12 protein-coding genes are annotated in these 15142 nt (G+C 72.7%); 5 read left to right on the top strand and 7 right to left on the bottom strand.

Features of this window, described 5'->3' with window-relative positions; genetic code table 11:
- Position 1: 1 nt before the first annotated feature.
- The 3 genes from ACFYP0_RS18050 to ACFYP0_RS18040 all read right to left on the bottom strand — a co-directional run bounded on the left by ACFYP0_RS18050 (position 2) and on the right by ACFYP0_RS18040 (position 3815).
- Positions 2–1291, bottom strand: coding sequence for an MFS transporter (locus ACFYP0_RS18050; RefSeq protein ID WP_386996804.1), 1290 nt, complete (start codon positions 1289–1291; stop codon positions 2–4).
- Positions 1292–1573: 282 nt separating this feature from the next.
- Positions 1574–2824, bottom strand: a complete 1251-nt coding sequence (locus tag ACFYP0_RS18045) for an HNH endonuclease signature motif containing protein (RefSeq protein WP_355501395.1) — start codon at positions 2822–2824, stop codon at positions 1574–1576.
- Between the two features lie 124 nt (positions 2825–2948).
- On the bottom strand, positions 2949–3815 hold the full coding sequence (locus ACFYP0_RS18040; RefSeq protein ID WP_356980990.1) for a hypothetical protein: 867 nt from the start codon (positions 3813–3815) through the stop codon (positions 2949–2951).
- Between the two features lie 371 nt (positions 3816–4186).
- On the opposite strand from ACFYP0_RS18040, the gene ACFYP0_RS18035 reads away from it, so the two are divergent.
- Positions 4187–4843 (top strand): HAD family hydrolase, encoded by a 657-nt coding sequence (locus ACFYP0_RS18035; protein WP_355501400.1) that lies wholly within the window; start codon positions 4187–4189, stop codon positions 4841–4843.
- Between the two features lie 67 nt (positions 4844–4910).
- On the opposite strand, the gene ACFYP0_RS18030 is transcribed toward ACFYP0_RS18035, so the two are convergent.
- Positions 4911–7520 carry a glycoside hydrolase family 9 protein gene (locus ACFYP0_RS18030; RefSeq protein ID WP_356980988.1) on the bottom strand — a complete coding sequence of 870 codons (2610 nt, stop codon included), beginning with the start codon at positions 7518–7520 and terminating at the stop codon, positions 4911–4913.
- A gap of 276 nt (positions 7521–7796) precedes the next feature.
- Here ACFYP0_RS18030 and ACFYP0_RS18025 point away from each other — a divergent pair, with 276 nt between their 5' ends.
- Positions 7797–8522: a PP2C family protein-serine/threonine phosphatase gene (locus ACFYP0_RS18025; protein WP_124854525.1), complete on the top strand. Its 726-nt coding sequence runs from the start codon at positions 7797–7799 to the stop codon at positions 8520–8522.
- Positions 8523–8530: 8 nt separating this feature from the next.
- On the opposite strand, the gene hrpB is transcribed toward ACFYP0_RS18025, so the two are convergent.
- From hrpB to ACFYP0_RS18010, 3 genes are read right to left on the bottom strand one after another with little or no spacing between them, the layout of a single operon-like run.
- Positions 8531–11068 carry an ATP-dependent helicase HrpB gene (gene hrpB, locus ACFYP0_RS18020; RefSeq protein ID WP_356980985.1) on the bottom strand — a complete coding sequence of 846 codons (2538 nt, stop codon included), beginning with the start codon at positions 11066–11068 and terminating at the stop codon, positions 8531–8533.
- 28 nt (positions 11069–11096) lie between these two features.
- Complete coding sequence (locus tag ACFYP0_RS18015; protein ID WP_355501409.1) at positions 11097–11297, bottom strand: DUF397 domain-containing protein; 201 nt, start codon at positions 11295–11297, stop codon at positions 11097–11099.
- A 41-nt stretch (positions 11298–11338) separates the two neighbouring features.
- Entirely contained in the window at positions 11339–12163 is an 825-nt protein-coding gene (locus tag ACFYP0_RS18010; protein ID WP_279635848.1) for a helix-turn-helix domain-containing protein, read from the bottom strand.
- A gap of 183 nt (positions 12164–12346) precedes the next feature.
- On the opposite strand from ACFYP0_RS18010, the gene ACFYP0_RS18005 reads away from it, so the two are divergent.
- The 3 genes from ACFYP0_RS18005 to ACFYP0_RS17995 are packed head-to-tail and all read left to right on the top strand — an operon-like array spanning position 12347 to position 15114.
- On the top strand, positions 12347–12973 hold the full coding sequence (locus tag ACFYP0_RS18005; RefSeq protein ID WP_355501412.1) for a GOLPH3/VPS74 family protein: 627 nt from the start codon (positions 12347–12349) through the stop codon (positions 12971–12973).
- Positions 12974–13018: 45 nt separating this feature from the next.
- A complete protein-coding gene (locus ACFYP0_RS18000; RefSeq protein WP_355501415.1) occupies positions 13019–14527 on the top strand; it encodes an APC family permease in 1509 nt (502 codons plus the stop codon).
- The gene (locus ACFYP0_RS17995) at positions 14524–15114 is read left to right on the top strand and encodes a GNAT family N-acetyltransferase (RefSeq protein WP_355501417.1); all 591 of its coding nucleotides are present in this window, start codon (positions 14524–14526) and stop codon (positions 15112–15114) included. Before ACFYP0_RS18000 ends, ACFYP0_RS17995 begins: the two co-directional genes overlap by 4 nt.
- The last annotated feature ends 28 nt before the right edge of the window (positions 15115–15142 follow it).

Below are 15142 nucleotides of genomic sequence, written 5' to 3'. Positions count from 1 at the left end.
GTCAGCCCGGGTGCGGTGACCGGTCGGCGCGGTCGGTGTGGTCGCTGCGGTCAGCGCGTTCGGCGTGGTTGGCCAGGGCCCGTCGGGTGAGCGGCGGCACGGCGAGGCCGGTGAGCGCCAGCAACCCCGCCAGCGCCAGCCAGCCGACCGGGCCGCCGTCGATGATCAACCAGGTCAGCAGGGCCGGGCCGGCCGCGCGGACCAGCCCGGCGAGCAGTCCGTCGACCCCCTGGTAGGCGCCGAGGGCGTCCGGGGCGGCGAGGTCGTAGGCCAGCGCCGCCCCGGCCCCGGCGTGCCACAGGTCGCCCAGGGTGTAGATCACCGTCGCCGCCAGCAGCAGACCGACCGCCGCCGCGGTGGGCACGACGGCGGTCGCGGCCCAGAGCAGCATCCCGGCCGCGAGCACCAACCCGGCCCGGCGCATCGTCGCCGCCGCCGGCGCCGCGTGCCGGGCGCTCCCGCTGAGTCGTACGGCGAGCAGCACGGTGAGCAGCGTGTTGATCAGCAGGAGGGCGGCGACCGTCACCGGAGGCGCATCGGTGTGCGCCACCACCCACAGCGGCAGCACCAGCGTCAACGCCACCTGGTGCACGGAGAGCACCGCCGAGGCGCCGGCGACCGCGAGGAACGGCCCGTCGCGCAACGCCCGGCCGGCTCTCTGCCTCAGGGGTCGCCGGGCCGGCGGGTACGCCGGGAGCCGCATGATCAGCGCCGCCGAGACGAGATAGGTGGCGACGTTGCCGAGCACCAACAGTCGGTACGCCCACCCGGTGTCCGCCACCAGCGCGAACGCGGCCAGCCCCGCACCGAGCGCCACACCCAGGTTGGCCACCGCGCGCAGGGTCGCGAAGGCGTGCACCCGGCCCTCGGGGCCGCCCACCGCCGCTACCAGCGCGGCGCGGACGGCGAGGTTGCCGGAGATCAGCAGAGCGTCCAGTGTGGCCACCAGCAGAAAGACCGGGAAAGAACCGACCAACAGGTACGCGGCAGCGACAACCGCCTGCGCCAGTTGCAGGACGGCGCGCAGGCTCCGGGGGTCACGTCGGTCGGCGAGCCCGCCGAGCGGCACGCTGGCAGTGAGCCCGACCAGGCCGGCGAGAGTGAGCCCGAGCCCCACCTCGGTCGGAGTCAGCCCCACGGTGCGGGTGAGGAAGAGCGCGGCACCCGTCACCCACAGCCCTGTGCCGACCGTGTTGGCGAGGGTGGCCAGCGACAGGGTGCGCAGCCGACCGGGCGGCGGCAGCGGCGACAGCGACCGCCAGCGGCCGCGAACCTCCGCCGTGGTGCCCATTCACCGACCCTAGAGCTGGCGCCTGCTCATCGATGCCCCGCGCAGTGCGGTGCCCGTCACAGCCCGCCTCCGGGTCGCCTGCCGGTTCTTGATCTGCTCGCGCGCTGCGCCTGTTCGGCGGCGCAGGCTTGTTCGGTGGCGCAAACTTGTTCGCCGGGGTCGTCCCTTTCGGCGACGCACGTTGGCTCGGCGGCGTCGGCTTGTTTGCCGGGGTCGGCATTTCGGCGACGCGGGCTTGTTCGGCGGCGCAGGCCTGTTTGCCGGGGTCGGATCAGTGATGGGTCACGTTCGCCGGTGGTAGTGGTTGCGGCGGGGGAGCCGGTCGGGATCGAGCCAGGCTGGCGGGACGAATTCGGGCCGACCGTCGCCACCGAGCCGGACGGTCCACTCGCCACGGTGGACATGTCGGTGATGGTGGGCGCAGAGCAGCACGGCGTTGGTCAGGCTGGTCCTGCCGCCGTCGGCCCAGTGGTGGATGTGGTGGGCGTCGCACCAGCGGGGCGGGCGGTCGCAGCCCGGGAACGCGCAGCCGCGGTCGCGCAGGACCAGGGCGCGGCGGAGAGGGCCGGTGACGAGGCGCCGCTGCCTGCCCACGTCGAGCGTCTGACCGGTGCCGCCGAGGACGGCGGGCAGGATCGCCGCGTCGCAGGCGAGCCGGCGAACCGTCTCCGGGGTGAGCCGAAGGTCGGTGTCGAGAGTGCCGGCGGCGAGCTGCCGGGCCAACGTCTCGAAGCTTGTGGTGACGACGAGCTGGGCGGGGTCGCCGCCGTGCTCGGGCAGCTCGCCGGTTCGCAGTGCAAGCCGGCAGAGGTCGGCGAGCGCATCGTGCCGGCGTTGCCCGGGAGAACGCCGATCGTCCGGACCGGACGGCGCGGTCAGGGGATCGATCGCGGCGCGCAGCAGGCCGGCCGCCTCAGCGTCCAGGCTGCCGGACAGCCGCAGCCGGCCGTCCGACAGCTCGGACAGGGTGACATGGCGATCCCGGCTGGCTCGGCGGGCCTCGGCCTCCAGCGCCGCCCGGGCGGCGGCTTCGGCGACCTCCGGGGCGACGTGATCGAGGATGCGGGTGCCCAGCTTGCGCAGCAAGGTCGGTTCGAACTGCCCGGCCCACTCGACCAGGACGGCGACCGCCTTCCCGGCCGCCTCGGCGCCGGCGGACGTGCGCACCGTGCTGACCGTGTCGCCGATGACCCGGGCCTGCTCCACGCTGATATCCCCGCCGGCCAGAGCAGCCCGCACGCCTGGCGCTCCCGCGTCCAACGCGCCGGCGAGATCGACCAGCCGGCGTGCGGCGGAGACGCTGAGCCGCAGCCGGTCCCGCAGCCACACCGCCGTCGAGGACGCGCCCTGCGCGGTCGCGGTGCCTCGACCGTCCAGCTCCCGCACGAGGGTCAGCTTGACCGCGGCCAGACGTTGCTCGAGTCGGTGCGCGGCGTCGAGTGCCGCGACGAGGTCGTGCTCCGCAAGAGCCCACGCCGGCGCGTCGAGGCAGTCGGAGACCGCCGCCTCCGCGTGCGCCAACCCCTCCAACATGGAACGAGATTAGAACAGGCGTACGACACTTCCGGGTTCGATCGGCAGGCCAGGCTCGGTTGCCCGGCAGTGGCGATGGGTGGCCACTCGGACGGTGGGCGAGGCGGTCGTCGTCAGGCCCGGTTCAGCGGCTGATGGAGTCGACGAGACGTTCGGTGGCGAGGCAGGAGACGAGGCAGCGTTCCTTCGCGTCACCGCTCAGCCGGGCGGTCCAGTCGGTGAGGCCGCCGTCGCCGATCTCCAGGCTGCCGTCCAGGACGGTGATCCGCAGTGCGCAGCCCGTGTAGTAGCCGCGACCGCGAGACCGCTCCGGTTCGTCCACGAGCGGCACCACACCTGCGGCGAGTGCCGGTCGGACGGTGTCGGCCAGCCGCTCCCGGACGGCCTCATCGTCGAAGGTGGTGACGTGCAGCTGAGGCGCGGCGGCCGGTGCCAGCTCGGCGAGGACGGTCCGCCAGTAGGTGAGGTGTCGGACCAGCAGCCGTGCCTGCGTGTCGCCCGAGCCGGTGTCCCGGGCGCTGGACACCAGGGCGAAGAGTCGGAAGTGCGCCGACGCGTCGCCGCCGAAGTCCTGCGCCCGCAGCACCCGATGGGCAGCGGCCAGGTGGACCTCGCTCTGTCGGCGGCGACGTAGGGCCGCCTCGATGGCGAGGGCGTTGGTGGGATCGCTCAGCACCTCGCTGGCACGCATCGTGGTGACGATCCTGTTCTGGCTGACCGGTGCGACCGCCGAGCAGGTGCCGACCGGTACGACCGGCGACAGCTCCACCCCGGCGACGTCGGCGGGCAGCAGTTGCCACATCCGGGCCTCCACCCGCGCGAGCACGCGCGGATCGGCGCGGGCCGGGCGGACGAAGCGGTCCTCGCGCCACCGTCGTAGCACCTCGGATGGGCGCGCGGTCTCCGCCCGGTCGCGGGCCACGCTCAACAGCAGACTGCGCAGGTCTGCATTGGACAGCCCTGACAATGCGCTGCGGGACCCCGGCGGCATCGTCGCCCACACTCGACGCTCCGCGCCAGCCAGACCACCACCAGCCGATCCACCGCCAGTCGATCCACCGCCACTCAGGGCACCGCCAGCCAGATCATCGCCAACCAGATCGTCGCCATCCATGGCGTCACGATGGCTCACTCGGCGCGTCCGATCCATCGGTTTTGCCGCGTGCCCGATGATTCGTTCACGTCATCAGCTCGACAGCGCCAGCCGCAGGCACCCCGCCCGCGCCCCTGAACTGTCCTGCGGAGCGACACACCGCCGCCGGTGTTCCAGCCACCCACCAACAGCTGATCATGGAAGCCCGCCGGTCGTGCGTACCCCCGTCTATGCTTCACCGACGGATCGAGCGTCAACGGGGGACGGACATGATTGACACGGTCATCTTCGATGTGGGTGGGACGATTCTCGACGAGTCCCACGAGTTCGCTGCCTGGGCCGACTGGCTCGGCGTGCCCCGGCACACCTTCTCGGCGGTCTTCGGTGCGGTGATCGCCCGGGGTCTGGACTATCAGGAGACGTTCCGGGTCTTCCGGCCCGACTTCGATCTCACCCTTGAGCTGGAGCGTCGGGCGGCTGCTGGCCAGCCGGAGTCGTTCGCCGAGGAGGATCTCTACCCGGACGCGCGGGAGTGCCTGGAGTCCTTGAAGGACCAGGGCCTGTTCGTGGGCCTGGCCGGTAACCAGCCAGCTCATGCCGAGGCGACCCTGCGCGCTCTCGGCCTTCCGGTGGACGTGATCGGTACGTCGCACGGGTGGGGTGTGGCGAAACCGTCGCCGGTGTTCTTCGAGCGGGTCGTCGCCGCGGGCGGTGGTGTCGCGTCGTCGATCCTGTATGTCGGCGACCGGCCTGACAACGACGTGCGCCCGGCCCTGGAGGCGGGCATGAAGACGTGCCTGATCCGACGCGGTCCGTGGGGGCACATCCTCGACCCCTCCACAGTGGCCGACCGGTGCCTGTTCCGGATCGACTCGCTGGACGAACTCCCGAGCCTGGTGGCGAAGCACAACGCGGCCGGCGGTTGACCCGCCGGCCGCGCTGATCGTGCGGCCCCGGTGACCGCCTGCGGAAGGGCGGCCACCGGGACGTCGGTCAGGTCAGCGAGCAGGGCGCTCCGTTGACCGTGACCAGGCCGGGGCTCGGGTTGGCGCCGCCGCCGGTCGTCGCGTTGAAGCCGAACGTCACAGTGCCGCCGGGTGCGATCTTGGCGTTGTACGACTCGTTGCGCGCGGTCACCGTCGCGCCGGACTGGGCGACCTTCGCCAGCCACGCCTCGCGTACCCGCTGGTCACCGGTGAACGCGAAGCGCACGCTCCAGCCGTTGACGGCCGCGGTGCCCGTGTTCTGGATGGTCAGCTGCCCGGTGAACCCGGTGCCGCCCTGCCAGGCACCGTAGTTGGTGTAGCGCGCCGTGCAGGTGGTGGCCGGCACCGCGCCGGCGTCACCCTGGTCGGCCAGGAACGAGGAGATCCAGGTCAGCGCCGAGTTCCAGTTGATCGCCACCTCGTTGGTCGAGTACGAGTTGATGTCGTCGACGTAGCAGAACATCGGCTCGCAACCGGCCAGCAGTTGCGCCACGAACGGGTCCTGGAGGGCCGCGTTCGGGCCACCGGCGAGGGAACCGGCGGGCGGTCGGGGCAGGCTCGGGTCGAGCTGGTGGCCGAAGATCCGGCTGTGCTGGTTCTGCGCGGCGTGCTCGCCCCACCCGGTGACGTAGGAGATGTTCAGGGCGTTGCGACCGAGGATGTAGTCCATGGCCTGCACGGCGCCGTCGCGATAGACGGGGTTGCGGGTCAGGTCGAACGCGGTGGCCAGCACCACGGCGTTGTTGATGACGTTGCTGTTGCCGCCCCAGAAGTAGCTGTTGGCGTCACCGGGCATCGGCAGCCCGTACGCCTGCCGGCGCAGCTCGGCGAGGTACGTGTCGGCGGCGGCGGTGACCGAGGCGCGAACCCGGGCCAGGTCGGCGGCGGGTAGCCCGTTCGGCACGGTGGCCAGGTCGAGGCGGCCCAGCGCGGCCACGCTCTGCCAGCCGAAGCCCCGTGCGTCGAACACGTTCCCGGTGTGGTGCGGCGAGGCGGTCAGGTCGGCCAGGTAGTTCTGCGCCCCGGTGGTCAGGTACAGCTCGGCCGCCGCCCAGTAGAACTCGTCGGTGACGTTGCTGTCGTCGTACGCGCCGCCGCCGGTGCCGTCGGTCGGGCTGGCGTACACCGCCGGGTGGGCCTTGGCCGCGGCGTAGGCGGTCTTCGCGGCAGTGCCGCAGCGGGTCGCGAACGCCGCGTCGTAGGGGGCGAAGAGCCGGGCGCACTGGGCGGCGGTGGCGGCCATGTTGAGGGTGGCCGCAGTCGACGGCGGGTGCAGCTCGCGAGGCTGCGGGTCGTCCTGCGGGGAGAGGGGCAGTCCGGTCCAGTTCTGATCGTGGATCTTGTGGTGGACCATGCCGGCGAGCGGCTTGCCGGCGGGCACCTGCATGCGCAGCAGGAACTCCAGCTCCCAGCGGGCCTCGTCGAGGATGTCCGGCACGGCGTTGCCGCGCTCGGGCACCCGCAGCGTGCTGTCGGCGAGTTCGGCGCCGCCGTTGGCGGTGGCCGCCGTCTTGGTCCGCTCGAAGGTGTTCAGCAGCTGGTAGGTGGCGATGCCGCCGTTGACCACGTACTTGCCGTGGTCGCCGGCGTCGTACCAACCGCCGCGCACGTCCAGGGAGTAGTCGCAGACACCCGGCTGGCAGGGCACGTTGGTGTCGCCCTGGTTGGGTGCGACGCCGAGGTGACCGGCGGGCCGGGCGTACTCGTCGCCGATCAGGTCACCGTCGATGGCGATGCCGCTGCGCTGGGCGTAGAAGAACTGCAACGAGTCGGAGCGCAGTTGGTCGTAGAGGGCACCGGAGATGTCGAACGGGTGGCTGGTCTCACCGTCGACGGTGAGCGTGAGCCCGGTGCCAGGGGTGCGGTAGCCGGAGAAGTCGACAGTCTGCACGTTCTGCCCGGAGGCGGCGTCGACACCGCGGGCGGTGGTGGTGCCACTGGCCACGACGGCGCCGGCGGCGCTGCGCAGCTGCCAGGGCAGCGCCGCGCTGGCCTCGGTGACGACAGTGGCGTTCTTCGGGCCGCCGGGCAGGTAGCCGACCTGGTTGACGCGCACCCTCGGCCCGGTGTCCGGCACGTACGGCTCGGGCGGCTCGCCGCCGCGCAGCGAGACGTCGTCAAGGCAGATGGTCTGCGCCTGGGCGGAACCGCCGACCTGGAAGATCAGTTGGGCGTTGGGGTTGTCGTCCGGGACGGTGAAGGTCTGCTCGACCCGCTGGAGGGTGCCGGTGGCGGTGGCGTCCACGGCCGCGTACGTGGTGTACGGGGCGCTGCCGAGCTGCAACACGGCCTTGACCGCGGCGCCGGGAGTGGCGGAGACCGCGAAGCCGAGGGTGTATTCGGCGCCGGCGATCAGCGGCACGCCGTCCTGGCCGATGCCGGCGTCCCACGGGTTGGCCAGCCCGCCCGCGACGGTGGTGCAGAGCTGGCCGTCGGTCACGGCCAGCGCACCGGTGCCGAAGGAGAACCAGGGGCTCACCCCGGCGCTGAAGTCGCCGTTGTCGATCTGCTCGGGAGCGTCCGGTGGTGGGTCGGCGTGGGCCGCGCCGGCGCCCGCGCCGGTGAGGGCCAGAGTGGTCGCCGCAGCCAACAGGAGGCGGCGTCGGGATGGCGTCACGGGGAGTCCTTCCGGGACGGAAAGTGGGACGTTGGTGGTGGCACGGTGATGCGAAGGGGAAGCTGGGAGCGCTCCCAGGTATCGGCTCGATGTTTCCAGTGCCGGTACGCCATGTCAATTGATCTGGTTGGATGGGTTTCAGCATCCGACGAGGGCGGTCAGCCCGAGCGGCGCCCCCCGACGCGCCGCCACCCGGACGTGAGATTGGCCGCGCCACGCGCCGTCGTCCTGATCTCCTAGAGACAACTGCGCCCTTCGCCTGGCAGGCTGCCTCCCATGACCCTGAAGCTGCGTTCCGTCGGAACGAGCGACCGTGGGCTGATCCGCAGCGGAAACCAGGACGCCCTGCACGCCGGCACCTGGCTCGTCGCCGTCGCCGACGGCATGGGCGGAATGGCCGCCGGCGACCTGGCCAGCGCCCTCACCATCGACGCGGTCGCCCCGCTGGACGTGGAGACACCCGAGGACGCCCTGGTGGCTGCGCTCGAAGGTGGCATCGCACTGGCCACCTCCCGGATCCGACAGGCGGTCGCCGAGGATCCCGAGCGCCAGGGCATGGGCACCACACTGACCGCCCTGCTCTTCGCCCGTACCGGCAGCTGCCTGGCACTCGCGCACGTCGGCGACTCCCGGGCCTACCTGTTCCGCGAGGGCGTGCTCAAGCAGGTCACCCGGGACGACACGTTCGTCCAGATGCTGGTGGATCAGGGCGTGATCACCGCGGACCAGGCCAGCAGCCACCCGCGTCGAGCTGTGGTCACCCAGGCGTTGCAGGGTGACGAGGTCTCCCCGTCGTACGCGACCATGGTGCCCCGGGCCGGGGACCGGTGGCTGCTGTGCAGCGACGGCCTCTCCAACGTGGTCCGTCCGGACACCCTCACCGAGGTGCTCAGCGACTATCCGGACCGGGACGCCTGCGCCGCCAAGCTGATCGACCTGGCCCTGCACGCCGGCGCGCCGGACAACGTCACAGTCGTGGTGGCCGACGTCGTCGAGGAGTAGACCGGCGCTCAGCGCCGACGTGGTGTGGCGTGCCGGGTGGGTGTCGCCGTTCCCGGATCCTCCGGCCACGGGTGCCGGGGATAGCGCCCGCGCAGCTCGGAGCGGACCTGCGGATAGCCGGTACGCCAGAACGACGCCAGGTCGGCGGTGACCGCCACCGGGCGGCCGGCGGGGGAGAGCAGGTGCAGCAGCACCGGCACCCGACCGTCGGCGATGCGGGGGGCCGCCGGCCAGCCGAACGTCTCCTGGAGCTTCACGGCGAGCACTGGCGCGGCCGGGTCGCCGTAGTCCAGCCGGATCCGAGAACCACTCGGCACCTCGATCCGCTCCGGGGCCAGCCCGTCGAGGCGGGCGGCCTGCGCCCAGGGCAGCAGCCGACGCAGCGCCGACGGCACGTCCACTCGCGCCAGGTCGGCCCGGCGTCGCGCGGCGGCCAGCTCCGGGCCCAGCCAGCTCGGCGCGGCGTCGAGCAACGAGTCGTCGTCGACCTCCGGCCACGGCTCGCCCAGGTGGTGCCGGAGGAACGCGAGCCGCTCGCGCAGCGCCCGAGCCGCCGGCGTCCAGGGCAACAGCCCCAGCCCGTCCTGGCGCAGGCCGGTCAGCAGCGCTGCGGCCACCTCCGTCCGGTCCGGCCGGTCCAGCCGCCGTTGGACCAGCTCGATCGCGCCCAGCCGGGTCACCTCCCGGGCCACCACGTCCCCGTCGGACCAGCCGACCTCGCGGCCCGTGCGTAGCAACGGGCCGGCCGCCTCCCGGGCCGTCGCCTCGTCCACCGGGGAGGCCCGGCGGATGCGGGCCGACGGCGCGCCGGGGGTGCGGTCCGCGACCGCCACCGCCAGCCAGTCGGACCCGGCCAGCCCTGAGCCGGCCGCAAGCTCCGCGGCGGTCCCGCCGGTCATCAGGTACGCCGAACCGCCCGGCCGCCGCACCCGTGCCAACCGTTCCGGGTACGCCAGACCGACGAGCAGCCCGGCGGCGAGATCGTCGCTCAGTCCACCCGAGCCGGTGCGGCTGGTGGCGTCGGCGCGGCCCTTCGGGGCACCGGCAGGCAGCGCGGCCCGCAGCCGGCGTACCTCGGTGCGCCAACGGGCGGTCGCGCCCGCGTCCACGCCGGTGCGCAGCCGACGCCAACCGGCCACCAGATCGTCACCGGGGCCGGCCGCGCTCTCCTCGGCGAGCAGGGCGACCACCTCGGCGGCCCGGTCGGCGCCGACCCGGCCGGCACCGTCGAGCAGCGCCCGGGCCAGCCGTGGGTGTGCCCCGGCGGCGGCGATCGACCGCCCCCGCGCCGTGATCCGACCGTCGATGTCGACCGCGCCCAGGGTCTCCAGGGTGTCCCGGGCCACCGTCATCGCGGCGGCCGGCGGCGCGTCGGGCAACGCGAGCCCGACGCCGTCCGGTCGGCCCCAGGCGGCCAGCTCCAACGCGAAGCCGGTCAGGTCGGCGGTGGCGATCTCCGGCTCGGCGCGGGCGGGCAGCCGCTCGTGGGTCGCCGCCGACCAGCAGCGGTAGACGTACCCGGGGGCCTCCCGGCCGGCCCGGCCGGCCCGCTGGGTGGCGGCGGCGCGGGAGACCGGCACGGTGACCAGCGCGCCCAGCCCGCGGGCCAGGTCGATCCGGGGCACCCGGGACAGCCCGGCGTCCACCACGATCCGCACACCCGGGACGGTCAGACTGGTCTCGGCCAGCGCGGTGGCCAGCACCACCCGCCGTCGGTCCGCGCGACGCAGTGCGGCGTCCTGCTCGGCACCGCGTTGACGGCCGTGCAGCGGCAGCAGCGCGACCGCGTCTCGCAGGTCGGCCAGCCTGCCGGTGACCGCCGCGATCTCGCCGGCCCCGGGCAGGAAGACGAGCACGTCGCCGTCGTGCTCGCGCAGCGCCCGCCGGACGGTGGCGGCCACGTGGTCGAGCAGGGCCCGGTCCACCGGCCCGGCCCCGGGCGGGGCGATCGGGCGCGCCGGGGGCACCCAGATCCGCTCTACCGGGTGCAACGCCGAGTCGGCCCGTACCACCGGGGCCGGGGTGGGCCCACCCAGCAGCGCGGCGAACCGGTCGGTGTCAGGGGTCGCCGACATCGCCAGCAGCCACAGATCCGGCCGGAGGGTGGCGCGCGCCTCCACGGTGAAGGCCAGCGCGAGGTCGGCGTCGAGTTGACGTTCGTGGCACTCGTCGAGCAGCACGGCACCCGTGCCGGGAAGCTCCGGGTCGTGGTGCAGCCGGCGGACCAGCAGACCGGTGGTGACCACCTCGATCCGGGTGGCCGGGCCGACCCGGCGCTCGCCGCGTACCGCGTAGCCGACCCGCTCACCGACCCGCTCGCCGAGCAGCTCGGCCATGCGTCGGGCAGCGGCACGGGCCGCCACCCGGCGGGGTTGGGCGATCACCACCCGACCGGTCACCCGGTCGGCCACGGCCAGCGGCGCGAGGGTGGTCTTGCCGGTGCCCGGCGGGGCCACCAGCACACCGGCGCCGGCCGCGTCGAGTGCGGCGACCAGCGCTGGCAGCACCGGACGGACCGGCAGGTCAAGGGTTACGTCGGAGAGCACGGCCCAGTCTCGCACCGGGACGGGTGCGTCAGGAGCGACGGACCTCGCCGACGCCGAGCACGAAGGACCGCCAGGCTGCCGCACCGAAGGCGAGCACCGGGCCGGAGCGGTCCTTGCTGTCCCGGACGGCGACCTGACCGTCGACTGTCGCGACCTCCACGCAGTTGCCGTTGCCGCTGCTGCGCGTGCTGGTGCGCCAGTCCGCTCGGGTCAGGTCGTACGCCGTCATCCGCGGTACCTCTCGTCTGCGTCGGCGTGCCGCAGAAGCGGTCACGCAAAGTTACGAGAAGCATGCTCAAGACGGGTCAACGACGCCGTCGGATCGAGCGCCATCCGGCACAGCTCCTCGTGCAGAAGGCTATACCCGAGCACATGATCGGCTTCCTCCAGAGCCAGTCCCATCGTGAGGTTATCCAGGTAAACCACGGACGCGTCGGCGGCGTCGGCGAAGTTGAGGATCACGTACGGGGTGCTCATGGCCGGATGCCCGCCAGCCGCGAATGGAAGTACTTGAATCGTCACGTTGGGTAGTTGCGCGATCCGGCTCATGTGGACCAGTTGTTCGGCCATCACCGCGGCGCCGCCGACCGGGCGCAGGAGCACCGCCTCGTTGAGGATCACTGACAGATCGACCGGGTCCTCACGGCGCAGCACCTCCTGCCGGCGCAGTCGGGCGGCGACCTTGCGCTCCAGGCCGTCCTCGCCGGCGGTACGCCGGAAGATCTCCCGGGCGTACGCCTCGGTCTGCAGCAGCCCGGGCACAGACTCGGCCTCGTACGTGCGCAGCGCCGCCGCCTCGGCCTCCAGCCCGACGTAGAACTCGAACCACTCGGGGAGTACGTCGCTGTAGTTCTGCCACCAGCCGCGCTGCTGTGCCCCCCGGGCGATCTCGATCAGCGCCTCGGCATCCGAACCGGTCACCTGGTACAGCGCGAGAGCGGCCCGGACATCGCGCGGTTTGATGCCGATCTGTGCGGTCTCGATCCGGGAGAGGTTGCTCTTCGACATGTCGAGCTGACGGGCGGCCACATCGAGGGTCATGCCCGCGCGTTCCCGCAGTTGGCGGAGTTCCCGGGCGATGCGGCGTCGCCGCACGGTCGGGCTGGCGGCGGGTCGGATGGCGGGAGTGGCGGTCACCGTCCGAGTCTGCCACGACAAGATCCGCAGGTCGCATATGCACGGAGTGCAACTTTCAAATCTGGGAGTTGCGTTGCAGTAGCTGTCGGTGCATTCTTTCCCGGTCGCGATCACTGTGGACACATCTGTGCGGGAGGGCCGTTGCTCATCGCCGACGAGTTCTTCCTGATCGCACACAACGACAGTCGCGGCAAGGCCAAACTGCACCCGGCGGCGACCGGGCTCGGGCTGGCCGGCGGGCTCCTCGGCGAGCTGATCCTTTATGGACACATCACCGTCACGGCCGGGCAGATCTCCGTCATCGACCGGCGTCCGCCGGCCGATGCCCTGGCGCACACCGTGCTGGACCAGTTGGTCGGTGAGTCCCAGCACCGGGAGCTGCGCACCTGGCTGAGCTTCCTGGCGCAGAGCGCCACGACCTCGGTGGGGGAGCGGTTGGCCCGCGCCGGGGTGCTGCGCCGCCAGGAGAGTCGCCGGCTGCTGCGTACCACGGTCAGTTACCTGCCGATCGACCTCAACGCGGTGGCCTGGCCGGCCACCCGGCTACGGGCCCTGCTGGACCGGCCGGATCCGCCGGGCGTGCCGGACGCCCTGCTGCTCGGCCTTGTCGTGGCCGCGGGGCTGACCCGCGAGGTGCTGTGGAGCGCCGGCCCCCGAGCGCACCACCGGTTGAACGTCCTCATCCCCGCGCTGCCGGCACCACTCAAGGAACTCGTCGCGCACACCGAGGCCGCCGTCGGCGCCGCCGTGCTGCGCGGCATCCCCTGACCCCCGGTAACCCCCAACCCTCCCCAAGACAATCGGAGTAGTCGTATGCCCCCGACATCGACAGTCGACCGACCCAGCAACGTCTCCGAAGCCCTGGCCCGAGGCCGTCTCGGCATCCCCTCGGTGATCTTCTTCGTTCTCTCCGCCGCCGCGCCGCTGACCGTGGTGGCCGGTGTCGTCACCACCGGGTACGGCGTCATCGGGGTGACCGGCATCCCGCTGGCCTTCCTGCTGATCGCCGCGGTGCTCGCGCTCTTCTCGGTGGGCTACGTGGCGATGTCCCGCCGGGTGGAGAACGCCGGCGCCTTCTACGCCTACGTCTCCCGTGGCCTCGGCCGACCTGCCGGCGTGGGCGCCGCCTGGGTCGCGCTGATCGCGTACAACGCTTTGCAGGTCGGGCTGTACGGCACCATCGGCGTGGCGGCCGAGCCGGTGCTCGACCGGCTCTTCGGCGGGCACCCGCACTGGGCCGTCGTGGCCCTGGTGGCGTGGGCGTTGGTCGGCCTGCTCGGCCTGCTCCGGGTCGACCTCAACGGCATGGTCCTGGCCGCGTTGCTGGTCGCCGAGATCGTGGTGGTCCTCGTCTTCGACCTGGGACAGCTCGGCAACCCGGCCGAGGGTGGGGTCAGCTTCGCCCCGTTCTCGCCGGACAACCTCTTCGTGCCGGGTGTCGGCGCGGTGCTGGTGCTCGCCGTCCTCGGCTTCGTCGGCTTCGAGTCGGCGGTGGTCTTCAGCGAGGAGAGCAAGGACCCGAAGCGGACGGTGCCGCTGGCCACCTACCTCTCGGTCGCGATCATCGCCGGGCTGTACGCGCTGTCGTCCTGGACCATGACCGTCGCGGTCGGGCAGGACCAGATCGTCGCCGAGGCCGGCGAGCAGAGCGTCGGGCTCATCTTCAACCTGGCCGCCGCGCACCTCGGCGACACCGCGGTCACCATCGGGCAGGTGCTCTTCCTGACCTCGGTGCTCGCCGCGATGATCTCGTTCCACAACACCACGGCCCGCTACACCTTCGCGCTCGGTCGGGAGCGGGTGCTGCCGGCGGTGTTCGGGCAGACCTCGGCCCGCACCGGGGCGCCGCGGGCCGCCTCGGTGGCGCAGAGCGTCCTCGGACTGCTGGTCATCCTGCTGTACGCGGTCAACGGCTGGGATCCGGTGGTCCAGCTCTTCTTCTGGGTCGGCACCACCGGCGGCTTCGGTGTCCTACTGCTGATCGCCACCACCTCGGTGGCGGTGATCGCCTACTTCGCCCGCTCCGCCGGGGGCGAGAACCTCTGGCGACGGGCCATCGCGCCCGGCCTGGCCACCATCGCGCTCTTCGTGATCATCTGGTTGGCCGTGTCGAACTTCGCCAACCTGCTCGGCGTCGCGCCGGACTCGACGCTGCGCTGGGCGCTGCCCGCCGCGTACCCGGTGGCCGCCCTGCTGGGCATCGGCTGGGCCCTGCTGCTGCGCAGCAACCGCCCGGACACGTACGCCCGGATCGGCCTGGGGGCGGCGAGCGCCGCGGCCACCGTCAAGCCGGAGGCTCCGGCCGTGGAGGTGACCCGATGAGCGTGGTCATCGAGCAACTCGGGCCGGAGGAGACCACCCTCGTGGCGGGTCGGATCGCCGAGGCGTTCACCGTTCTGGAGGTGACGTACTGGCTGGTCCCCGACCCGAGCAAGCGGGAGGCGGTACTGGCCGGAGACTTCGAGATCCTGGTCGGGCACGCGATGCGGCACGGCATCGTCCACGCCACCGCGGACCGGACCTCGGTCGCGGTCTGGTTTCCGTCGGTCGGCCAGCCGGCGCCGCCGCCGGCGGACTACGACGCCCGACTGGCCGCCGCCTGCGGCGAATGGACCGACCGGTTCCAGCACCTCGACGAACTGTTCGCGGCGCACCACCCGCATCCGGATCACCATCACCTCGCGTTCCTGGCGACCCGGCCCGACCGGCAGGGGCAGGGCTTGGGGAGCGCGCTGATGCGCCACCACCACGCCTGGCTGGACGCCAACGGGATGCCGGCGTACCTGGAGGCGAGCAGCCCGCGCAGCCGGGACCTGTACGCGAAGCACGGCTACCTGGCCGGCGAGCCGTTCCGGGTGCCCGACGGAACGCCGTTCTGGCCGATGTGGCGTGAGCCGGTGGGGCACTGAGCCGGTCGGTCGACGCGACCAGCACGGT

Origin of the sequence: Micromonospora arida, from assembly GCF_042873195.1 — a bacterium.
Taxonomy (GTDB): domain Bacteria; phylum Actinomycetota; class Actinomycetes; order Mycobacteriales; family Micromonosporaceae; genus Micromonospora; species Micromonospora arida.
Note: the sequence above shows the minus strand (reverse complement) of the source record. Positions and strands in the feature narration are given on the sequence as shown.